Consider the following 21,539-nt stretch of genomic DNA (forward strand, 5'->3'; position numbering starts at 1 on the left):
GTCCAGTGCAGACCCGTTGACGCTGCGCGCAGCGGACGTCACCGCGCCACCTGGACACCGGCGGCGACGCCGTCGGTCACGAGGTAGCCGCGGCCCGGCAGGGCGGCGAGGCGGTCGTGGCGGGGGAGCGTCGTGCCGAGGAGGTCGCCGTCGAGGTCGTGGTCGGGGGTCAGGAGGATCCCGCAGCGGCTGTCGCGGGTGTGCTGCGTCCAGTGGCCGTAGGTGCGGCGCAGGGCGTCCGCGCGGCCGGCGGCGACGAGGTGGCGGCCGGGGCCGGGCACGGACAACCACCGCTCCAGGACGCCCAGTTCGTCGTCCACCGCGTCGGCGTCGTCGATGAGGAGAAGGGTGGGGCCCCCGAGCGGTGCGAGAGCCGCCTCCAGGTCGCCGTACTCGGTGACGAGCGCCGTCAGTCCGGGCAGTTCACGAAGGGGCGAGCGGCGGGGGGCGAACGCGACGACGGCCGGCGGCCGTGCCGCGGTGGCCGCCTGGCGGGCGATCGCGCACAGGGTCGTGGAGCGCCCGGACCGCTGCGGTCCCGCGACCAGGGCGTGGTCGTGCTCGTACAGCCGCAGTGCGGTCGGCCCGAGGCCGTCCGCGTCCAGGCCGACCGGGATGCGCCAGGGGTCCCCGGTCACCGACGCCCGCGCGCCGAGGGCCTCGAAGGCGATCTCCGCGGGCAGCAGGCCGATCCCCGGCGCGCTGGTGGCGGCGCCCGGCCAGGCGGCTGCGCGGGCGGCGACGGCCACGGCCAGGTCGTCGCCGGGCAGCGCGATCTGGATCACCTGGCGGGTGGCCGCGACCAGCGCCCGCCCGGGCACGAAGCCCGGAACCGCGCCGCGCGGGACGTCGAAGTAGCCGTACTCGCCCGGGTCCGCCATCCGCATCAGCAGCTTCTGCTGCGTCAGCGCCGCCCAGGCGGACGGCACGGCGCCGGACCGGTCCGCGGTGACGGCGAAGCGGATGCCGACGGCCGGCCCGTCCGCGTAGACGCGGGCGAGTTCGTCGATGAGGTTCATCCCGGCGAGGTCCTTGTCGAAGTCCGCCAGCAGCGCGCCAAGGTTGTCCACCAGCACCAGCCAGTCGGGGGCCGGTCCCTCGCCTCCCGGCGCCGCGCCGCCGCGGGCCTTGCGCGCGTCCAGCTCCCGGCGCAGCAGGCGGATCAGGCGGACCTGCCGCTCGCGCTCGGCCGGCCCGATGTGCGCGCCGGTGTGCGGCAGCCCGGCCAGCGGAGCCAGCGCCCCGGTGCCCAGGTCGAGGGCGAACACGTGGCACCGGTCCGGCGGCAGGGCGCCGGCGACGGACAGCGCGAGGGCGGCCAGCGCGGTCGAGGTGCCGGAGCCGCCGCTGCCGTACACGAGGACGTTGCCCGCAGCGGGATCCCAGCCGACCGCGTACTGCCGCTGGCGGTCCGGGTCGTCGGCCAGCGCGTACGCCGGAAGCCCCGTGGCAGCCGTCTGCAGGCCGCGCTCCGCGACCGCTGGCAGATCGGCGGTCCGCACCACGGCGGGCAGCGGGTCGGGCCAGGGCCTGCGCGGCTCGGCGAAACCCGCCGCGTCCGCCGCGGCGCCGGTCGCCGCGACCAGCCTCCGCAGGTCGGTGTCCGCGTCCGCCACGTCCGGGTCGGCCGCGCCCGGCCCGTCGGCGGTCAGGCCCAGCACGAACGGCAGCGCCGTCACGGCGGCGGCGACCGCCGTCTGCGGGGTGACGCCGGTGGACAGCGCGGTCTGCACCGGCACGACCTCGCGGGCGCTCAGCCGGTAGAAGGCGCGGCCCCACTGCCGGCTGCCGATCGCCGCGGCGGCCGGGTCGTCGATCACGTCCTGCGAGTCGCCGCCGGACTCCAGCCGCAGCGCGATGCGCAGCTTGACGTTGTTCTTGATGGCGTCGCTGACGGACCCGGCGGGCCGCTGCGTCGCCATGATCAGGTGCACGCCCAGGCTGCGCCCGCGCTGCGCGATGCCGACGAGCGCGTCCACGAAGTCCGGCAGCGCCTTGACCAGGGTGGCGAACTCGTCGATGACGACGGCCAGCCGGGGCATCGGCTCCAGGCCGCCGCGCCCGGTGTCGCGCAGCCGCTGGTAGTCGCGTACGTGACTGAGGCCCGTCTCGCGCAACAGCCTTTCACGGTGGTGCAGTTCGGCCTCCAGACAGCGCAGCGCGCGTTCGCTCAGCTGCTCGTCGAGGTCGGTGACGAGGCCGACGGTGTGCGGCAGCGCGGCGCACTCGTCCAGGGCGCCGCCGCCCTTGTAGTCGACCAGTGCGAAGGTGAGGTGCTCCGGGTCCGCGTCCACCGCCATGCTCGCGATCAGCGTGCGCAGCAGCTCGCTCTTGCCCGACCCGGTGGTCCCCGCGATCAGCGCGTGCGGGCCGTCGTCGTCGAGATCGACGGTGAACAGGTCCCGTTCGGTGACGCCCAGCACCGCCCTTACCCGCAACTCCGGGGCCCGCCGCTTCCAGTGGCCGGCCACCGCCGCGCCGTCCACCCGCTCCAGGTCCAGCAGGGGAAGCAGCGCGATCCGGTCGGGCAGGCCGGCACCCTCGATCCGCAGCTCGGGATCCTCGAAGCGGGCCAGCGCCCGGGCCGCCTCCCGCGCCTCGGCCGCCGGAAGGCCGTCGAGCAGCACCCGGTCGACGGTGACGCCCGTCGCCACGTCCCGCACCCGCCCCAGGCCCTCCGGCAAGGCGGTGACCACGGAGGTGCACAACGCGGGCAGGCGGGCGGTGAGCACGAGGGCCCCACAGCGCACGGAGGCGCCCGCGATCAGGTCGCGCAGCCGGTTGGGCCGCCCCTCCAGCAGCGCGGCGCCGTCCACGACGACCAGCAGCACCGGCCCGCCGGCCGCCTCCCGGGGCGGCCCGGCGGCCAGCAGGTGCTGGGCCAGCGCGTCGGCCTGCTCCGGACCCACGGCCACCAGGCGGGTCGCGCCGGATCGCGGGTCCGCACCGTGCGGCAGCCATTTCGTCCAGTCCCAGTCGCCCAGCCGGTCGGCGTCGGTGAACACGGCGACCGTGAGGTCCGCGGGTCCGCTCCCCACCACGGCCTGGCACAGCAGGGACCGCGCGACGGCCAGGCAGGCCCGCCTGCCACCCTCGAAGCCGACCGCCTCACCGGCCGAGACGCCCACCACGACCGGCACCTGCGGCAGAGCGGCCCGGCGCGCGAGCACGGCGGCCGGTTCCGGGGCCGGCTCGCCGGACTCCCGTTCCAGCGGCGGGTTCCACGGCAGGTCGGCGGTGCCGGCGACGAGCTGGAGGAAGTCCTCGGCGGCGGGCCTGCGTTCCCACAACGCAGTGCCGGGAGCGGTCGCGCGGTGGAGCACCTCGGCCGGATCCGGGTGTGCGGCCCGCCGGTCGCGGACCTCGGCGGCGTGGAGCCGTTCCACTGCCGCCTCGAACTCGGCCACGCGGGCGGCGAACGCGCGTCCGCCGCGCCGTGCCGAGGACCTGCCGCGCAGGCGGTCCTCGACGAAGTTGGCCACGAACAGCACCGGGGTGAGGGCGGCGATGGCGGCGTAGCGCGGGTCGCCGGTGAGTGCGACGGTCGCCGCCGCCATGGCCAGCGGCCCGAGCAGCGCGGCGACGCTGAAGGGGGCCCGGTGCGCGCGGGCCGCGGCCGCGGGCACCGTGATCGGCGTGGCGGCAGCCGAACGCCCGCCGCGCGGTGGCCGGTTGAACGGCAGCGTCCCACCGGGCCCCGCCTCGCGCACGGCGTTGATCCGCTGCACCGGTCCGAGGCGGTCCGCCGGCAGCACCCGCAGCAGCACCTCGCCGCCGAGCGACACCAGGTCGTCGGCGTGCACAGGTACGGACCCGCTGATCCTGGTGCCGCCCACGTCCGTGCCGTTCGCCGAGCCGAGGTCGGTGACGGTGACCCGGCCGTCGGGCAGCACGTCGAAGGCGGCGTGCAGGCGTGACACGCCCGAGGCGACGACGCGGACGTCGGCCTCCACCCCGCGTCCCACCACCGTGCGGCCGGCCGCCAACGGGAGCCCGCCGCCCGCCTCCAGCCCACCCACCAGGCGCAGGACGGCCGTCGGCTTCCGCAGCCCGCCGGGCCCGGGCCGGCCCGTCACGGCCGGGCCGGGGGCGAACCGCCCCGGGGCGGCTCCGTGCGCGGCACGTCCGCCGCCGGCGTACCCGTCGGCGCCCGCGACCCGCGAACCGTGCACGAGGCCGGACTCGCGCACCACCGTCTCCGACGGCATGACCCGCCCGTCGACGGCCAGCACCCGGTCCGGCATCCCCACCGCCGCGGCGAGGTCGGCGAGGGTGGCGTCCGGCCGGCCGAACCGCACCTCCACGTCCCACTCGCGTCCACCGTCGACACACACGATCCGCACCGCGCGCCGCCTCCCTACCGGTCCAGATGACGGGGCGGCAAGTCTTCCCCGCCCGCCGGGGCCGGTCATCGACCTCGCGTGCACACCGATTGACCCAGGGCGCAACCGCGGGCGGGGGGCGTCCGCGCAGATCGCCGGACGGCCATCTGACGGGAGCGGCGTCAGAGTAGACCCGTGCCGAGGCGGTGTCCATATAACGCTCAAGTACCGTCGGAGGGCGGGGAGCCCGCGCCGAACCCCGCGGTGCTCTGACGTGCCGATCTGACCGTGGTCCTGCACGCACATCCGGTCCGTCACTGGCACGTTTTAGATCCAGGCAGGTCCAGTCCATTGACACGGCCTGGGCGGAGTCCTAGCTTCTGGCGTCAGTTCCACCGCGTGACAGCGATGTCGTGAACTCCCGGTCGGCCGCGCCTGTTCGGCCACCCGTCTGCAACGTTCGACGTCGTTGCGCCCCGCTCCACCCCCACGTTCGCTCAGGAGAGGGTTCCCCCATTGAGACCGAAGATCCTCACGCGCAGGGCCGGTGCGCTGCTGGCCGCGATCCCGCTGGCCGGCGTCGCGTGGCTGGCCGCGTCCGCGCCCCCGGCGTCGGCGACCGGCGCCTCGACACCTGCCGCCGTGCTCGGCTACCTGCACACGATCAGCGGCAACCACACGATCAGCGGAGTCCACAACAAGGAGCCGCTGAGCAACCCGTCGCAGTACACGGCGCAGGCCCACGCGATCACCGGCAGGTGGCCGGGCCTGTGGGGCGGTGAACTCGGCTTCCGCGCCGACGACATCGCCAACCGGCAGACCATGGTCGACCAGGCGAAGACCGAATGGGCCAACGGCTCGCTGGTCAACCTCACCTGGCACATGTGCCGCCCGGACGTGGCCAGTTGCGAGTTCGACGGCGGCGTCAACGGCAGCACGCTGTCGGACGCCGAGTGGCAGCAGCTGATCACCGACGGCACCACGCTCAACGCCGACTACAAGGCCAAGCTGGACACCGCCGTCCCGTACTTCCAGCAGCTCAAGGACGCCGGCGTCCCCGTGCTGTTCCGGCCGCTGCACGAGATGAACGAGGGCTGGGCCTGGTGGGGCGGCCGGCCCGGACCGAACGGCAGCGCGCGGCTGTTCCAGATCACCCACGACTACCTGGAGTCCAAGGGCCTGACCAACATCATCTGGGTGTGGAACGTCAAGGACACCGACGCCAACGGCGGTTCGGCGGGCGCGTCCGCCTTCTACCCCGGTGACGGCTACGTCGACGTCGCCAGCCTCGACCCGTGGGACCACGGCTTCCCGACCAGTGACTGGTACCAGGCCCTGCTCAACGTCGCGCACGGCAAGCCCGTCTCGCTCGCCGAGGTCGGCACGGTGCCCACCCCGTCGCAGCTGGCCGCCCAGCCGCAGTGGACCTGGTTCATGATCTGGGCCGACTACATCACCTCGGCCAACTCCTCCGCCGGCCTCCAGGCCACGTTCACCTCCCCACGCGTGCTCAGCCAGGGCCAGTTCACCGTCCCCACGGGCGGCGGCACGACGACGCCGGCGGGGGCGATCTCGGGGTACGGCGGGAAGTGTGTGGACGTGGCGGGGGCCAGCAGTGCCAACGGGACGGCGGTGCAGCTGTACGACTGCAACGGGACCGGCGCGCAGTCCTGGACCGTGGGCGCGGACGGCACGATCCGGGCCCTGGGCAAGTGCCTGGACGTCACCGGGCAGGGCACCGCCAACGGCACCCCGCTCCAACTGTGGGACTGCAACGGCTCCGGCGCCCAGCAGTGGACCGCCGAGTCCGACGGCCACCTGAAGAACCCCCAGTCCGGCCGCTACCTCGACGACCCCGGCGGCGCCACCACCAACGCCACCCGACTCCAGATCTGGGACCGCAACACCAACCCCTGGCAGACCTGGCACCTCCCCACCTGACCCCCCACCTCCCGACTCGACGAAGCGCCGCCCCCAGCCCCGCGTTTAGTACGGCTGGGGGCGGCGTGCGCCGTCGCCGGGGTGATCGGCTCGGATCACGAGCCCTTTGAACAGGGACGATACGTTCGCCGATGCGAAACTAGAACGTTCTATGGACAGGGCCCTCCGTTGCGTCTACGTTAAGCAGCCATCAAGCCGCTTCGCCCGACGACGAGACGTCCGTCGCTGCGCGGCATGCAGTGCGGCGCTTTCCGTTCAGTGACAAGGGAGTGGGATCGGCATGCGAAGAACAGCACTTGCGGCCACCGGTGCGGTGCTCGTACTGACCCTCGCCGCCTGCGCCGGCAGCGGCTCGGGCAGCGGCGGTTCGTCCTCCGGCACGGTGCCGGTGCCCACCGACCCGTCGAAGGTGACCGGCACCATCACGGTGCTCACCAACCGGACCGACCAGGTGCAGGACGGCACAACCAAGCGGTACGCGGCGGAGTTCGCCAAGGTCTACCCGCACGTGACGGTGAAGTTCCAGGGCCTCACCGACTACGAGGGCGACGTCAAGATCCGGATGAACAGCAAGAACTACGGCGACGTGCTGTCCATCCCCAACTCCGTTCCCCTCAAGGAGTACCCGACGTTCTTCGCCCCCCTGGGCACCGCCGCGGACCTGTCGAAGACCTACGACTTCACCGACCACGCGACGGTCGGCGGCAAGGTCTACGGCATCGCCAACATCGGCACCGCGAACGGCTTCGTCTACAACAAGGCCGTCTGGAAGCAGGCCGGCGTCACCACCTGGCCCGCGACACCGCAGCAGTTCCTCGACGACCTCAAGGCGATCAGGGCCAGGACGGGCGCCACGCCCTACTACACGAACTACCACGACGGCTGGCCCATGACGAACTGGGGCAACGCGCTGGGCTCGCCCAGCTGCGACCCGGCCGCCAACGACAAGCTCGCCGACACCAAGGAGCCCTGGGCGCCGGGCCAGGACCTCAACGTCGTCGACTCCCTGCTGTTCGACATCGTGCACGGCAAGCTCTCCGAGAGCGACCCCGACACGACCAACTGGGAGAACTCCAAGGCGCTGATCGGCACCGGCAAGGTCGCCACCATGTGGCTGGGCTCCTGGGCCGTGGTGCAGATGCAGGACGCCGCGAAGAAGGCGGGGAGGAATCCGGACGACATCGGCTTCATGCCCTTCCCGGTGCAGAAGGACGGCCACTTCTGCTCGGTGGTGCGCCCCGACTACCAGTACGCGGTCAACGTCCACTCCAAGAACAAGGCCGCGGCACGGGCGTGGATCGACTGGTTCGTCAACAAGTCAGGCGACGCGCAGGCCGCCCTGTCGATCTCCTCGGTGAAGGGCTCCCCGCTGCCCGCCGACCTCAAGCCCTTCCAGGACTCCGGGGCGCGGTTCATCCACCTCACCAACGACAAGACCGCGCTCGTCGACGAGATCGACAAGGCGTCGGAGATCGGCATCAACAACCAGGACTACCCGCAGCACATCGTCGACGTCGCCCGCGGCGCGGCCGGCGGCGACAAGGACAGCGTCTTCAAGGACCTCGACGCGAAGTGGTCCCAGGCCCAGGGCACCCTCGGCTGACCGTCCCCTCCGCTCCCGCTGCTCCGACCCGGCACGGGCCGGGCCGGAGCAGCCCCCCTCCGACGAAGAAGGACCGCATGAGCGCACCGCGGACCGCGGGAAGCCGCACGATCGCCCGCACCCTGCCGCCGCCGGATGCGACCCGCCCGCGGACCCGGCCGCCGCGCCGCCGGCGAGGCCCGCGGCGCGCGTCCGGCGCCCGGTGGTTCACCCCGTGGCTGTACCTGCTGGCGCCCCTGGCGCTGCTGGTGACGTTCACCTGGCTGCCCGTGGCGGACATGGTGTCGTACAGCTTCACCGACTGGGACGGCCTCAGCCCCACCAGCAACTGGGTCGGACTCGCCAACTACACCGACCTGTTCACCCGGCCCCAGTTGTTCCAGGTGTTCTGGGTCAGCCTGTTCTACCTCGCCGCGTCGGCCGTGCAGATCTGCGCGGCACTGTACTTCGCCACCGTCCTCAGCTTCGACACCCGGCTGCGGAACCTGTTCAAGGGCATCCTGTTCTTCCCCTACCTGATCAACGGGGTCGCCGTCGGCTTCGTGTTCCTCTACTTCTTCCAGCCCGGCGGCACGCTGGACACCGTCCTGCACTGGTTCGGCGCCGGCCCGCACCTGTGGCTGGGCAACCCCCACCTGGTCAACACCTCGCTCGCCGGTGTGTCGGTGTGGCGGTTCACGGGCCTGAACATGGTGCTGTTCCTCGGCGCGATCCAGTCCATCCCTCCGGAGCTCCACGAAGCGGCGGCACTGGACGGCGCGAGCCGCTGGCAGCAGTTCCGCCACGTCATCGCCCCGAGCATCCGGCCGATCATCACCCTCAGCGTGATCCTCGCGGTCTCCGGATCGCTGTCGGTGTTCGAGATCCCGTTCATCATGACCGGCGGCTCCAACAACAGCGAGACCTTCGTCATCCAGACGATCAAGCTCGCCTTCAACTTCAACAAGACCGGCCTCGCGTCGGCCGCGGCGGTGGTGCTGCTGCTCATCGTGCTGCTGGTGACCTGGCTGCAGCGCGTGCTGTTTCCCGACGAGAGGGTGGAGCGGTCATGACCGTGCTCGGCAGTCCCGCCGCGACCCGGGCACCACGGTCCCGCGGCCGCTCGATGCCGGCGCGCGGCCGGGCCGCGGTGGTCCTGAAGTACCTGTCGCTGGTGCTGGCGAGCGCCGTCGTGGTGGTGCCGCTGGCCGCGATACTGCTCACGTCCCTGCGCACCAGCCGGGAGATGGCGGACGGCGGCGCGCTGGCCGCGCCGCACGACTGGTTCAACCTGCACAACTACGCCGTGGCGTTCACCGACGGGCACATGCTGCGGGCCCTGGGCAACACGGCGTTCATCCTGGTGTTCTCCGTGTCCGGCACAGTACTGATCGGCTCGATGACGGCGTACGCCATCGACCGCTTCCAGTTCCGCCTCAAGAAGCTCGTGATGGCGCTGTTCCTGATCGCGTCGCTGGTCCCCAGCGTGACCACCCAGGTCGCTACGTACCAGATCGTCAACCGGCTCGGCGTGATGGACACCCGCTGGGCGCCGGTGCTGCTCTACACGGGCACCGACATCGTCTCCATCTACATCTTCCTGCAGTTCATCCGGTCCATCCCGATCTCGCTGGACGAGGCGGCCCGGCTCGACGGCGCCAACTCCTTCACCATCTACCGGCGGATCATCCTCCCGCTGCTGAAGCCCGCCATCGCCACCGTGGTGATCGTCAAGGGTGTCGCCATCTACAACGACTTCTACATCCCCTTCCTCTACATGCCCGACGACAACCTCGGCACCATCTCCACCTCGCTGTTCCGGTTCAAGGGGCCCTACGGCGCCCACTGGGAGGTCATCTCCGCCGGAGCCGCGCTGGTCATCGTGCCCAGCCTCGTCGTCTTCCTGGCCCTGCAGCGCTTCATCTACAACGGCTTCGCCTCCGGCGCCACCAAGTGACGCGCCGCCGCCCGCCGGCCACCGCATCCCTCCCCTCGACTGCCGAGCCCTCCGGGGCCCAAGGAGACCGCATGAAGGTCAGCACGCCGCTCACCCGCGGCTGGACCCTGCGCCTGGACACCTCCAGGCACCACCCCGCGCAGGCCCCCGCCGCCCTCGCCGCGGGCGCACCCGTGGCCGCGACGGTTCCCGGCTGCGTGCACACCGATCTGCTGACTGCGGGCCTGATCCCCGACCCCTTCCTCGACCGCAACGAGACCGCCGTGGCGTGGGTCGGCCGGGCCGACTGGACCTACACCACGAGTCTCCCCGAGGGCGACGACGGCCACGAGCGGACCGACCTGGTCTTCGACGGCCTCGACACCGTCGCCGAGATCCGCCTCGGCGCCACCGTGCTCGGCCGCACCCGCAACATGCACCGCTCGTACCGTTTCGACGTCACGCGGGCCCTGAGCGCCGAACCCGGTCCCCTCACCGTGGCGTTCACCTCGGCATACGTGGAGGCCGAGGCGGTCCGGGCCCGGCTGGGCGACCGGCCCGGCCCCTACACCGAGCCGTTCCCGTTCGTCCGCAAGATGGCCTGCGCGTTCGGCTGGGACTGGGGCCCGACGCTCCCCACCGCGGGCCTGTGGCGCCGGCCGCGGCTCGAGCGCTGGTCGACCGCCCGGCTCGCCGAGGTCCGTCCCGAGGTGACGGTCGGCGAGGACGGCGCCGGAATCGTTTCCGTGCACGTCGACGTGGAGCGCGCCGCGAGCGGCACCGGCCGCGGCGTCCACCTCGCCCTGACCGTCGGCGGGGTCGAGACGCGCGCCGTCGTCCCCGCGGGCACCGACCGGGCGACACTGCGGGCACGGGTGCCAGGCGCCGCACGGTGGTGGCCGCGCGGCCAGGGCGAACAGGCCCGGTACGCCTGCACGGTCACGCTCGCCGACGACGAGGGCGCGCCGCTCGACACCTGGGAACGGTCGGTGGGCTTCCGCACCGTCGAGCTCGACACGGCCGCCGACGAGCACGGCAGCGCCTTCACCCTCGTGGTGAACGGCACGCCGCTGTTCGCCCGCGGCGTCAACTGGATCCCCGACGACGTCTTCCCCTCGCGCGTCACGCCCGAGCGCTACCGGCGGCGCCTGGAGCAGGCCGCCGCGGCCGGCGTCGACCTGGTCCGGGTGTGGGGCGGCGGCATCTATGAGAGCGAGGACTTCTACGACGCCTGCGACGAACTGGGCCTGATGGTGTGGCAGGACTTCCCGTTCGCGTGCGCCGCCTACCCGGAGGAGGAGCCGCTGCGCTCGGAGGTCGAGGCGGAGGCCCGGGAGAACGTCGTCCGGCTGATGCCCCACCCGTCGCTGGTCCTGTGGAACGGCAACAACGAGAACCTGTGGGGCTTCCGCGACTGGGGCTGGGAGGCCGAACTGGCCGGTGCGTCCTGGGGCGAGGGCTACTACCTCGACGTGCTGCCCCGCATCGTCGCCGAGGCCGACCCCACCCGGCCGTACTGGGCCGGCAGCCCCTGGTCCGGCTCCCGCGACCTGCACCCCAACGACCCGGGCCACGGCACCGCCCACTCCTGGGACGTCTGGAACCGCCTCGACTACTCCGCCTACCTCGACGACGTCCCGCGCTTCGTCGCCGAGTTCGGCTGGCAGGCACCGCCCGCCCGCGCCACCCTGCGCCGCGCCCTGAGCGACGACCCGCCGGCCGCGGACTCGCCCGGCATGCTGCACCACCAGAAGGCCGAGGACGGCAACAGCAAGCTCGCCCGCGGACTGGCCCGCCACTTCCCGGCGCCCGCCGACTTCGACACCTGGCACTACCTCACCCAGGTCACCCAGGCCCGGGCCGTGGCCACCGGCGTCGAACACTGGCGATCCCACTGGCCGCGCTGCGCCGGAACGATCCTGTGGCAGCTCAACGACTGCTGGCCGGTGACCTCCTGGTCCGCCGTCGACGGCGACGGCCGCGAGAAGCCGCTCTACCACGAGCTCGGACGCCTCTACGCCGACCGCCTGCTCACGTTGCAGCAACGCGGGGGACGCCTGGTACTGGCCGCCGTCAACCAGAGCGCCGAGGCCTGGAGCGGCGAGGCGCGGGTGCGCCGGGCCGACGCCCACAACGGTCCCGTCGCCGAGGGCCGCGTCGCCCTGCGGGTCGCCGCGCGCTCGGTGCAGCTGATCGACCTGCCGGACGCGGTCACGGCCGTCGGCGACCCGCGGCGCGAGTTCCTCGTCGCGGACGCGGACGGGCTGCGCGCGGTCCACTTCCCCGTCCCCGACCACGCGTTCGCGTACCCCGTCGCCGAGATCAGCACCCAGGTGACGCCCCGGGAGGACGGCGCACGCGTGACGGTCACCGCGCACACCCTGGTCCGCGACCTGCTGCTCCAGGCCGACCGGCTGCATCCGGACGCCCGCACGGACCGGGGACTGGTCACCCTTCTGCCCGGCGAGAGCGCCGAGTTCACGGTCACCGGCTGGAACGGCGGGGAGAGCGACGGGGGAGCGGACGCGCTCGCCACGGCACTGCGCTGCGTCAACGCCACGGGCGCGGCCGACCCGGTCGCCGATCCGGTGAGGTGACGGGCACCGGCCCGGCAGAACCGCGGCGCGTGACGATCCCGGATCGTCACGCGCCGCGCGGCGTCCGCGCTCCGTCGGGCGGCTGGGGGCCGCGCCCTATCCGGCGGCTCCGGCGGGCCGCAGGTCCGCCGCGATCAGCGCGGCCCCGATCAGACCGGCGTCGGCGCGCAGCGCGGCCACCTCGACGCGCACCCCCGCGGCGAACGGCAGCACCGCGTAGGACGCCAGGTGGCGGCGCAGGGGAGGGAAGAGGACGTCGTGCGCCTCGGCCACCCCGCCGCCGATCACGGCGACCTCGATCTCCACGAGCGTCGCCACCCCCGCGATGGCGGCGGCCAGGGCCCGCGCGGACGTGTCGAACGACGCGAGGGCCGTGGCGTTCCCCGCGCGGGCGTCGGCGGCGAGCGCGGCACCGTCCGGGGCGCCCGACGGCTGCCAGCCGTTCCGCAGCGCCCGCCTCGTCAGGGCGGTGCCGCTGGCCAGTTGCTCGAGACAGCCGCGGGCGCCGCACACGCACGGATCGCCGAGCAGGTCGACGGTGACGTGCCCGAGATGGCCGGCGTTGCCGGTCGGGCCGTTGCGCACGGCGCCGTCCAGCACCAGGCCGGCGCCCACCCCGGTGGACACCACCATGCACAGCGCGTCGCGGCAGCCGCGTGCTGCGCCCAGCCGGTGCTCGGCCGCCGTCATGGCCACCGCGTCGCCGCACAGGACCAGCGCGAGCCCGGCGGCCTGCGGCAGTCCGCGCACCCGGTCGATCAGCGGAAAGCCGCGCCACCCGGGGATGTTGACCGGACTCACCAGCCCGCGCGAGATGTCGACCGGCCCGGCGCTGGCGATCCCGAGCGACCGCACGCGCGCCCACTGCGGCAGCGCGGCCAGTTGCTCCAGCACCGCGCGCACGGCCAGGAACACGTCCTCGGGGCCGCCGCCGGGAGGGGTCCGCCGCCGGGCGCGCGCGAGGACGGTCCCGTCCGCGTCGAGCACCGCCCCGGCGATCTTGGTGCCGCCGATGTCGAGGGCGGCCAGCAGCCGGTCGCCGGCCGGCGGGCGGGAGGCGTGCGAGGCCCCGGGAGCGCTGATGACCATGGCTGTTTCTCCGTCCGGATCAGGAAGTCGGGGCGAGGGAAGGCACGACGGCAGGGGCACGCCGTTCAGATCCAGCCGGACAGCGCGGCCATGAACCCGGCGAAGTCGTCACGATGGATCGAGTGCCCCGCGCCGGGCACCGTGCGGAGCGCGAACCCCCGTGTCCGCAACCGCTCCTGCCCGTCCGGGGGGACGCGCTCGCTGGGATCGGCGAGCAGCACCAGGGAGGGCACGGGCGCCGACCCCGGGAGGCCGGGCGGCGGCCGGAGCACCGCGAGCGTCTCCGGATCCCACAGCTCCAGGCAGCGGACCTCGTCGTCCACGGCCGCGTCCTCCCAACGCGGGTTGGCCGCGCGGATCTCCTCCCGCGTGGCGTGCTTGTACGCGCGGGCGCCCGACAGGTCGTGGGGCTCGGTGCGCCACGCGGGATCGCTGTAGACCGCCCGGCGGACCGCCAGCCCGCCGCGGACCGCCCGCTCCAGCACGAGCGCGCCCAGCGAGTGGCCGATCGCCAGGTCCGCGCCGCCCGGGCACGTCCCCGCCACGGCGCGCGCCATCGCGTCCAGGCGGTAGGCGCCCGCGCCGGCCGGGTCCGCGGCGCGCGGACTGCGGCCGTGGCCGGGCAGGTCGGGGGCCAGCACGCGGTAGCCGCGCCCGGCCAGTTCCACGCCGACCCGGGACCAGGTGCGGTGGTCCGCCATCATGCCGTGGACCAGCAGCGCCACCGGACCGCCGGCGGCGCCCCAGCTGTGTGTCGCCAGCTGCATCTCGTCGTCGTCTCCCAGGGTCGTGGAGGGCCGGCCGGCCGCGGCCCGGCAATCCGTCTTCTCGAACGTTTTATAGAGGCAAGGCGGGCGTGCCGTCTACCGCGTGCCGCGGACTGACCGGAGTCCGCACGGTGCGGGCCGGTCGCGGTCACCGGCGGTCCCGCCGCTCGGACCAGGTGATCGCTTGGGGGAGGGGCTGCGGAGAGGTGGTGATAAAACGTTCGACTACGTGAGGCGTGAGAGGCGCGCTCCGCCGTCCGCAGCCGCTGGTGGGCCGCTACATAGAGCCGTGGTGCTCCCTTCGACCAGCGGCTATTGTGGGCCCGTGCCGTCCGGTTCCTGCAGGGCGGGGAACGCGTGAACTCGCGCGCTCTACCGCGAGGGCCGGTCCGGCGCTCGGGCAACGACGTGAAGGTGGACATCCTGGTGGCTCGCACGACAGCGTCGGGGGAAGGCCGCAAGGCCACGATCAAGGACGTGGCGAAGCGTGCCGGGGTGTCGCCGTCGGCCGTCACCATCGCCGTCCACGACAAGCCGGGCGTCTCCTCCAAGACCAAGGAACGCATCCTCCAGGCCGCACGGGAGCTGGGCTGGAGCCCGAACCAGGCGGCGCAGTCCCTGTCGGGCCGCGCGGTGCACACGGTGGGGCTCGCCATAGCGCGTCCGGCGCGGATGCTGGGCCTCGAACCCTTCTACATGGAGTTCATCTCCGGCATCGAGAGCGTGCTGTCCCGGCACTCCTGCTCGCTGCTGCTGCGCCTGGTGGAGCCCGACGAGGAGATCGAGGTGCAGCGCGGGTGGTGGCAGGGCAACCGGATCAACGGCTCGATCCTCGTCGACCTGCGGGTGGACGACCCGCGCATCCCCGTGCTGTCGGAGATCGGCCTGCCCGCCGTCGCGGTCGGACACCCGTCGCTGGCCGGCCCGTTCACGTCGGTCTGGACCGACGACGCCGCGGCGACCGCGGAGGCCGTGCAGTACCTGGCCGCGCTCGGGCACCGCACGATCGCCCGCGTCAGCGGTCCCGAGGAACTCGGCCACAGCGCGATCCGCACCAAGGCGTTCGGTGAGACCGCCGCGCAACTCGGCCTGGCCGCCCGCACGGTGGTCGCCGACTTCTCCGCCGACCAGGGCGCCCGCGCCTGCCGCTCCCTGCTGCTGTCCCCGGAACGCCCCACGGCGATCGTGTTCGACAACGACCTGATGGCGGTCACCGCGCTCGGCGTGGTCGCCGAGTTCGGCCTGTCCGTGCCGCAGGACCTGTCGGTGCTGGCCTGGGACGACTCCCAGCTGTGCCAGCTGACCCGGCCCACCCTCTCGGCCATGCAGCACGACATCTTCTCGTTCGGCGCCGACGTCACTGAGACGCTCTTCGACGTGATGGCCCACCGCGAGGCGGTCTCGCACGCGGCCCAGGTCCCCAGCCTCGTGCCGCGGGGCTCCACCGCACCGCCGCCGCGCTGAGCACCTCGGCCCCGCTTCCCCAGGCGCGCCGACGGGGCCGCGCCGGGCGGCCCGGTCCGGGGCGTTCCGCGGCCGTCCTCCACGCCCCTGCGGTGAACCCTGGCCTGACGTTCACACCCCGGACATCGGCCACGGCCCGCCACGACGCCGCGCGGTGCCACCGTGGGTCCGGGGCCACCGAGCGGGCTCGACGGCGCGCGCACCCGCGTCCTGATCCACATCGGTCCGGCAACGACGTCCGCAACGGCTCGAGCAACCGCGAGGAACCGATGAACCCCCACGACGCCGACCAGCCCGATCTGTCCGAACGGACGGATCAGCCGGACCCCTCCGACCGGCCGGATCGGCCGGATCAGCCGGATCAGCCGGCCGCCGCGGCGGGACCCGACACCACGGCCGGGGCCAGACCCCTGCTCGACGCACCGCAGTCGACCGCGGCCGCCCTGGCGATGTGGACCTTCGTCGTCGCACCCCCGATCGGTCTCGTCGTCGCGATGGCGTTCGCGTGGGGCTGGGGTCTGTCCGGCCTCGACGTCGCCATGGCCGTGGTTGCGTACCTCGTGTCGGGCTTCGGTCTGGCCATCGGCTACCACCGCCTCTTCACGCACCGCTCGTTCAAGGCGCACCGCGGCCTGCGGATCGCGCTCGCCGTCGCGGGCTCGCTGGCGGTCGAGGGCTCGCCGGTCCAGTGGGTCGCCAACCACCGCCGCCACCACGCCTTCGCCGACCGCGAGGGCGACCCGCACTCGCCCTGGCGCTACGGCACGGACACACGCGCACTCCTCAAGGGGATGCTCCACGCGCACATGGGATGGATGTTCCGGCGCGAGCTCAGCAACCGGGCGAGGTTCGCGCCCGACATCGCCGCCGATCCCGACCTGCGCCTCGTCGGCCGGCTCTTCGGGCTGCTGACCGCCGTCTCCCTGCTGCTGCCGGCGCTGGTCGGCGGGCTCGTGACCGGCACCTGGAGCGGCGCGCTCGCCGGGTTCTTCTGGGCCGGTGTGATCCGCATGGCGCTGCTGCACCACGTCACCTGGTCCGTGAACTCGGTGTGCCATGTCGCGGGCCGCCGCCCGTTCGTCAGCCGCGACAAGGCCACCAACTTCTGGCCCCTCGCCCTGCTGTCGTTCGGCGAGAGCTGGCACAACTCCCACCACGCCGACCCCACCGGTGCGCGCCACGGCGTGCTGCCCGGCCAGCTCGACCCGGCAGCCCGCGCCATCCGGCTGTTCGAGAAGCTGGGCTGGGTGCACGACGTGCGCTGGCCCAGCGCCGACCGCCTCACCCCGCGCCCCGTCCCCGAATCCGCCGGCCCCCGGAGCTCCGCGGCCTGACGTTCGCGCGGCCCCCAACGGACCCCCGCCGCAGGGACCTTGGCGCGACTACGGGAGACGGAAGCGGACCGGTCCAGCCGATAGCGTGGCCCGGCACCACCGTTGCCGGCGACCGCGCCGGCCGGACCGACGACACTACGGGGATCAGCACCACATGCCGCACCGCTCCCGACGCACCGCGCCCACCGTTCGTCCCGCCACCCTGCTCGCCGCCGCCTCGCTCGCCCTCGTCGCGGGCTGCTCGTCCTCGTCGGACCCGGCGTCCTCGTCCTCCGACCCCAAGACGACGGAAGCGGCGAAGACCGCGGCCGAGAAGCCGCTGATCGGCGTCGGCGAGGCCAACCAGGTCGTCGACGCCTACCAGAAGCTCAACAACCAGGCCAACGCGCAGCGCAGCCTGACACTGATGGCCAAGGCCGAGGACGGCGCGATGCTCGCCGCCGACAAGGGGTACTTCACGCAGCTGCCCGAGCTCGACCCCAAGCAGGTGGCGTCGAACCTCGCCCCGTTCGCCTATGTCCAGCGCTCGTTCTTCATACCCCCGGCCTCCGCGAAGGCCGACTGGTTCCTGATGAAGGCGCGGTTCGCCGACCTCAAGGGCGGAAAGCCGGCCGCACCGTCCTCGACGTACACCCGCTTCATGGTCTTCCGCCACACCGGCGGCGGTTGGCGCGCGGTGGCCGCCGCGGGCTTCTCCGGCGCCGAGCAGAAGGACATCCCGGCCCTGGCCGTGGACCGGCAGGGGCTGGCGTCGGTCGCCGCCCCCACCACCAGGATCGGCCGCACCGCACCGGCGGACCTGGCCGGACTGGTCGCCGACCTGTATGCGACGGGCGGCGACAAGAGGGTCCTGGCCAAGACCAGGGAACGCGACGACGCGATCGGCGTCTGGGCCGACCGCGGCGAGCACCTGGACGCCCACGCGTACGCCACCTACGCGGTGGCCCGCCCGCACGTCGGCGCGACCTACGCGATGCGCACCGCGGACGGTGGCGCCCTGGTGCTCAGCGACAGCGCCGTCGACGAGACGGTGCTCGCGAAGGACGTGAACTCCTGGGTCACCCTGGGCAAGAGCCTCCAGCCGTTCGTGAAGCACGGCTCCGCGCGCATGAGCCAGGTCGTGCAGCACGACCTGCAGTCCCAGCTCGGCGTCGTCTCCCCGTCCGGCGGCACCGCCGTCTACGCCATCGACCAGCAGACCACCGGCATCGACGCCACACCGATGCCCGCCACCTGAGAACCCGCGGCCCCCGCCGGACGCCGGCCCGCGGCTGCTCGTCCCGCTCGGTGACGACGCGCGCCGGTCAGCCCGGCGGCGGGTCGGTCGCGACGAGTTCGACCTCGAAGCCGTCGTCGTTCTCCAGGTAGGCGGCGTAGTGCTGCGGGCCGCCGGCGTGCGGGTGGCGGTCGGGGTACATCAGCCGCCAGCCGTGGCGCATGGCGTCCGAGACCAGCCTCTCGACGGCGGCGGCGTCCTCGACGTGGAACGCGAGGTGGTTCAGCCCCGGCCGGCACCGGTCGTGCGCGTCGGCGGTGAGGGCGGGTGACTGCTCGACGACGAGGTACGTCGGTCCCAGCCGCCAGCTGCGGCCGGCCTCCCAGCTCTGGAAGGGCCGGTACCCCAGTGCCTCCAGCAGCCGGCCGAGCGAGCCGACGGCGCGCGGCAGGTCCGGTACCCACAGCTCGACGTGGTGCAGCGCGCCGTGCGGCGGGCGGTCGTCCATGGGGGGACCCTAGTGCCGCGGCGCCGGGTGGGGCACGGGCGGGTTCCGGGGGAAAGCGCCGGGTGGGACGTCCGTGCGTACGGTGAAGGTTCGCGGGAAGGCGACACCGCGGAGGTTGATAAAGATGGGACCCTTGCTTCTTGTACTGCTTCTCGCGCTCGTGCTGTTCGGCGCCGGATTCGCGCTCAACATTCTCTGGTGGGCCGCGGTGATCGTGCTGGTCCTCTGGGCGCTCGGATTTCTCGTGCGGGGCACGAGTGCGGCGGGAGGTCGGGGCCGCTGGTACCGGTGGTGAGTCGAGACGGGTGACCGCCGAATCGCGTGACCACGGAGAACGCCGGCACATTTGGCGGCGGGCGGTGCGCCCGTAAGCGCGCGGCGCGCGCGAGAACGGCGGAAGCGGACGGGCGGAGGCGCGGGCCTCCGCCCGTCCGTGCGTGTCTCCGCCCGTGTCAGGGGCGCCGGCAGGCCCTGGCCTGCTCCGCCGTCAGCGTGCGGGTGCGGGCGAGCAGGAGGGTGATGTCGTCGTGGTCGGTCGTGGTGCCGGGTCCGGGGTCGGGCCCGGGCACGAGACCGGGCGCCGCGTCGTGCCAGGCCTGCGGGGTCATGAAGTTGACGACGCGTGAGGCGACGTCGTCGAGGCCGCCGCCGGACCGGGACAGCGCGGCCCGCAGGCGCTCCAGGCCGGCGTCGATGTCGGCGTCACGCGTCTCCACCAGGCCGTCGGTGTAGAGGGCGATGACGCTTCCCTCGGGCAGGGTGAGGTTCGCCGAGGGATACGTCCGGGTGCCGAGTCCGATGGGCGGCCCGATGGGCACGTCGGGGAAGACGACCTCGCCGCCGGGGTGGGCGACGGCCGGCAGCGGGTGCCCGGCGGAGGCGATCGTGCACTCGCGGCTCACCGGGTCGTACACCGCGTAGGCGCAGGTGCACGTCATCACGCGGCCCAACGCGTCGTCCCCGGACCCCTGTTCGTTCATCAGGCCGACGCGGCGGTCCAGCCGGGCCAGGACGTCCCCGGGCGGCAGGTCGAGGTCGGCGAGCGTGGCCATGACGGTGCGGAGCTGGCCCATGAGGGCGGCGGCGCCGATGCCGTGGCCGACGACGTCACCGATGACGAGCCCGACGCGGGCGTCCGGCAGCGGCACCACGTCGAACCAGTCGCCTCCGACGCCCTCGTGGAGGTCGGAGGGCAGGTAGCGCGACGCGACCTCGACGCCCGGGCCGCCGCTCAGCTCGCGGGGCAGCAGCTCGCGCTGCAGGGCCAGCGCCGCGCTGCGCTCGCGGCGGTAGCGGCGCGCGTTGTCGAGGCTGAGCGCGGCCCGGCCGACGAGTTCCTCGATCAGCAGCAGGTCGTCGCGCGAGAACGGCGTGGGGTTGTCGTGGCGGACGAAGACCGCCTCGCCCAGAACGGTGCCGCTGGCCTTGATCGGGACGATGATCAGGGAGTGCATCCCGATCCGCGCGATCCGCTCGGCGCGCCGCGGGTCCTTGTCGAGCCAGGTGCCGTGCGCGGTGTCGAGAAACGGCTCGAAGTGCGTCTCGCCCGAGTACAGCGCCCGCGTGAACGGCGAGGCGGGGGGCACGAACACCGGGTCGCCGACGCGCCAGAGGGACTCCGGCATCCCATGCCTGCGCGACGCGGCGCCCGCACGGCGGAAGATGGGCACGCCGTCGGCCGAGGTCGGCAGGCGGTCGAGCGGCGAGTCGGGGGAGCGGCCGCGGAAGGGGACGTTCTCGCCGAGGTCCACCGTCACGTAGTCGGCGAGCAACGGGACGGCCGCGTCCGCGAGTTCCTGCGCGGTCCTGGCGATGTCGAGGGTCGTGCCCACCCGGCCGCCCATCTCGGCCAGCGCGAGCAGGTGCTGGCGCACGCGGGACTTCTCGAAGTCGGTGCTCATGGTGCAGACGCCGAGCGGGCGGCCGTCCGGTCCGTCGAGCCGGAAGTACGACGCGGTCAGGACGCGGTCGGCGTCCTCGCCGGGTACGCGCCAGGCGTACTCGCGCTCGATCACCGGCTCGCCGCTGGCCAGCACCTGCTCCATCGCCCCGATGACGCCCGGCGCCGCGTCGCCGAGCGGCAGTTCACGGGCCAGCAGGCCCAGCCGGTGCCGGCCGAGGGCGCGGTCCAGCCGCGCGGCCGCCCGGTTCACCCACACGCAGCGCAGGTCGGTGTTCCAGAGGGAGACGCCCACGGGTGAGCGGGCCAGCAGCGGCGCCGTGACGTGGGCGTCGGCCGGCGGCCAGGAGGACAGACCGGAGGGGTCGACGGCGGTCACGAACCAGTCCGTCCGGTGCTCGCGGGGCATCGCCGAGGCTTCGACCTCCGCCGTGACGGTCGTGCCGTCCTTGGCCCGCAGAGTCAGGCAGCCGCGCCAGCGTGGTCGGTCCTGCGCGCGCTCCGTCCACTTGGCGACCGTGCGGTGGGGGTCGGGCCCGGCGAGGAGTGTCGCCACGGAGCTTCCGACCGCGTCGCCCGCGGTGTGGCCGAGCAGCCCTTGGGCGGTGGACGTCCAGGCCTTGATGACGCCCCGCTCGTCCACGACCGCCGCGGCCGGGCCGACGAGGCCCTGCCCGTCCGCTGCCGCCCCGCGGGCGGGGGCCGCTCCTGCGGCCTGCCCCGCGGGGCCCGCGGAACGCGTCGTCGGCCTCTCCATGCCTCCACTCCCGGCCTGCGGCGGCCGCGGTCGACGGCGTGCGCGGTCCGACCAGCGGGCAGGCGACCCTTTTGTCGAGAATAACCCGGTTTCCCGCCCCTCTCCCGGCGACGCGGCGACGTCGGG

General features: G+C 73.7%; 14 protein-coding genes. 9 read left to right on the plus strand and 5 right to left on the minus strand.

Annotated elements, in window-relative coordinates:
- Nucleotides 1-38: 38 nt before the first annotated feature.
- Nucleotides 39-4,343, minus strand: coding sequence for an FtsK/SpoIIIE domain-containing protein (locus BMW99_RS12420; protein ID WP_069463301.1), 4,305 nt, complete (start codon nt 4,341-4,343; stop codon nt 39-41).
- A gap of 495 nt (nt 4,344-4,838) precedes the next feature.
- Between BMW99_RS12420 and BMW99_RS12425 the strand changes: the two genes are divergently transcribed.
- The 5 genes from BMW99_RS12425 (at nt 4,839) to BMW99_RS12445 (ending at nt 12,378) form a co-directional block, all read left to right on the plus strand.
- A complete protein-coding gene (locus BMW99_RS12425; RefSeq protein WP_075016790.1) occupies nt 4,839-6,263 on the plus strand; it encodes a glycosyl hydrolase in 1,425 nt (474 codons plus the stop codon).
- A gap of 280 nt (nt 6,264-6,543) precedes the next feature.
- Nucleotides 6,544-7,866 (plus strand): ABC transporter substrate-binding protein, encoded by a 1,323-nt coding sequence (locus BMW99_RS12430; RefSeq protein WP_069464865.1) that lies wholly within the window; start codon nt 6,544-6,546, stop codon nt 7,864-7,866.
- Nucleotides 7,867-7,943: 77 nt separating this feature from the next.
- Nucleotides 7,944-8,918: a carbohydrate ABC transporter permease gene (locus tag BMW99_RS12435; protein ID WP_069464864.1), complete on the plus strand. Its 975-nt coding sequence runs from the start codon at nt 7,944-7,946 to the stop codon at nt 8,916-8,918.
- Complete coding sequence (locus BMW99_RS12440) at nt 8,915-9,802, plus strand: carbohydrate ABC transporter permease (protein WP_069464863.1); 888 nt, start codon at nt 8,915-8,917, stop codon at nt 9,800-9,802. The genes BMW99_RS12435 and BMW99_RS12440 overlap by 4 nt, the downstream gene beginning before the upstream one ends.
- A 71-nt stretch (nt 9,803-9,873) precedes the next feature.
- Complete coding sequence (locus BMW99_RS12445) at nt 9,874-12,378, plus strand: glycoside hydrolase family 2 protein (protein ID WP_075016791.1); 2,505 nt, start codon at nt 9,874-9,876, stop codon at nt 12,376-12,378.
- 96 nt (nt 12,379-12,474) lie between these two features.
- Here BMW99_RS12445 and BMW99_RS12450 read toward each other — a convergent pair whose 3' ends face one another.
- Nucleotides 12,475-13,467 carry an ROK family protein gene (locus tag BMW99_RS12450; RefSeq protein ID WP_075016792.1) on the minus strand — a complete coding sequence of 331 codons (993 nt, stop codon included), beginning with the start codon at nt 13,465-13,467 and terminating at the stop codon, nt 12,475-12,477.
- Nucleotides 13,468-13,532: 65 nt separating this feature from the next.
- Nucleotides 13,533-14,234 carry an alpha/beta fold hydrolase gene (locus BMW99_RS12455; protein ID WP_075016793.1) on the minus strand — a complete coding sequence of 234 codons (702 nt, stop codon included), beginning with the start codon at nt 14,232-14,234 and terminating at the stop codon, nt 13,533-13,535.
- Between the two features lie 426 nt (nt 14,235-14,660).
- Between BMW99_RS12455 and BMW99_RS12460 the strand changes: the two genes are divergently transcribed.
- From BMW99_RS12460 to BMW99_RS12470, 3 genes are all read left to right on the plus strand, one after another.
- Nucleotides 14,661-15,698 carry a LacI family DNA-binding transcriptional regulator gene (locus BMW99_RS12460; protein ID WP_069467345.1) on the plus strand — a complete coding sequence of 346 codons (1,038 nt, stop codon included), beginning with the start codon at nt 14,661-14,663 and terminating at the stop codon, nt 15,696-15,698.
- A gap of 269 nt (nt 15,699-15,967) precedes the next feature.
- Nucleotides 15,968-17,032: an acyl-CoA desaturase gene (locus BMW99_RS12465; protein ID WP_079176025.1), complete on the plus strand. Its 1,065-nt coding sequence runs from the start codon at nt 15,968-15,970 to the stop codon at nt 17,030-17,032.
- A gap of 154 nt (nt 17,033-17,186) precedes the next feature.
- Nucleotides 17,187-18,269 carry a hypothetical protein gene (locus BMW99_RS12470; RefSeq protein ID WP_069463359.1) on the plus strand — a complete coding sequence of 361 codons (1,083 nt, stop codon included), beginning with the start codon at nt 17,187-17,189 and terminating at the stop codon, nt 18,267-18,269.
- Between the two features lie 67 nt (nt 18,270-18,336).
- Here BMW99_RS12470 and BMW99_RS12475 read toward each other — a convergent pair whose 3' ends face one another.
- A complete protein-coding gene (locus BMW99_RS12475; RefSeq protein ID WP_069463360.1) occupies nt 18,337-18,756 on the minus strand; it encodes a VOC family protein in 420 nt (139 codons plus the stop codon).
- Between the two features lie 124 nt (nt 18,757-18,880).
- On the opposite strand from BMW99_RS12475, the gene BMW99_RS12480 reads away from it, so the two are divergent.
- The gene (locus tag BMW99_RS12480; protein WP_069467691.1) at nt 18,881-19,051 is read left to right on the plus strand and encodes a hydrophobic protein; all 171 of its coding nucleotides are present in this window, start codon (nt 18,881-18,883) and stop codon (nt 19,049-19,051) included.
- 157 nt (nt 19,052-19,208) lie between these two features.
- Here BMW99_RS12480 and BMW99_RS12485 read toward each other — a convergent pair whose 3' ends face one another.
- A complete protein-coding gene (locus BMW99_RS12485; protein ID WP_075016794.1) occupies nt 19,209-21,413 on the minus strand; it encodes a SpoIIE family protein phosphatase in 2,205 nt (734 codons plus the stop codon).
- Nucleotides 21,414-21,539 lie beyond the last annotated feature (126 nt).

Origin of the sequence: Actinacidiphila rubida, assembly GCF_900110255.1 — a bacterium.
Classification (GTDB): domain Bacteria; phylum Actinomycetota; class Actinomycetes; order Streptomycetales; family Streptomycetaceae; genus Actinacidiphila; species Actinacidiphila rubida.

What these genes read in the sequence shown, in the direction of transcription:
- BMW99_RS12430 (WP_069464865.1), top strand. Translation starts at nt 6,544, where the DNA reads ATGCGAAGAACAGCACTTGCGGCCACCGGTGCGGTGCTCGTACTGACC.
- BMW99_RS12435 (WP_069464864.1), top strand. Translation starts at nt 7,944, where the DNA reads ATGAGCGCACCGCGGACCGCGGGAAGCCGCACGATCGCCCGCACCCTG.
- BMW99_RS12440 (WP_069464863.1), top strand. Translation starts at nt 8,915, where the DNA reads ATGACCGTGCTCGGCAGTCCCGCCGCGACCCGGGCACCACGGTCCCGC.
- BMW99_RS12445 (WP_075016791.1), top strand. Translation starts at nt 9,874, where the DNA reads ATGAAGGTCAGCACGCCGCTCACCCGCGGCTGGACCCTGCGCCTGGAC.
- BMW99_RS12450 (WP_075016792.1), bottom strand. Translation starts at nt 13,467, where the DNA reads ATGGTCATCAGCGCTCCCGGGGCCTCGCACGCCTCCCGCCCGCCGGCC.
- BMW99_RS12455 (WP_075016793.1), bottom strand. Translation starts at nt 14,234, where the DNA reads ATGCAGCTGGCGACACACAGCTGGGGCGCCGCCGGCGGTCCGGTGGCG.
- BMW99_RS12465 (WP_079176025.1), top strand. Translation starts at nt 15,968, where the DNA reads ATGAACCCCCACGACGCCGACCAGCCCGATCTGTCCGAACGGACGGAT.
- BMW99_RS12470 (WP_069463359.1), top strand. Translation starts at nt 17,187, where the DNA reads ATGCCGCACCGCTCCCGACGCACCGCGCCCACCGTTCGTCCCGCCACC.
- BMW99_RS12475 (WP_069463360.1), bottom strand. Translation starts at nt 18,756, where the DNA reads ATGGACGACCGCCCGCCGCACGGCGCGCTGCACCACGTCGAGCTGTGG.
- BMW99_RS12480 (WP_069467691.1), top strand. Translation starts at nt 18,881, where the DNA reads ATGGGACCCTTGCTTCTTGTACTGCTTCTCGCGCTCGTGCTGTTCGGC.
- BMW99_RS12485 (WP_075016794.1), bottom strand. Translation starts at nt 21,413, where the DNA reads ATGGAGAGGCCGACGACGCGTTCCGCGGGCCCCGCGGGGCAGGCCGCA.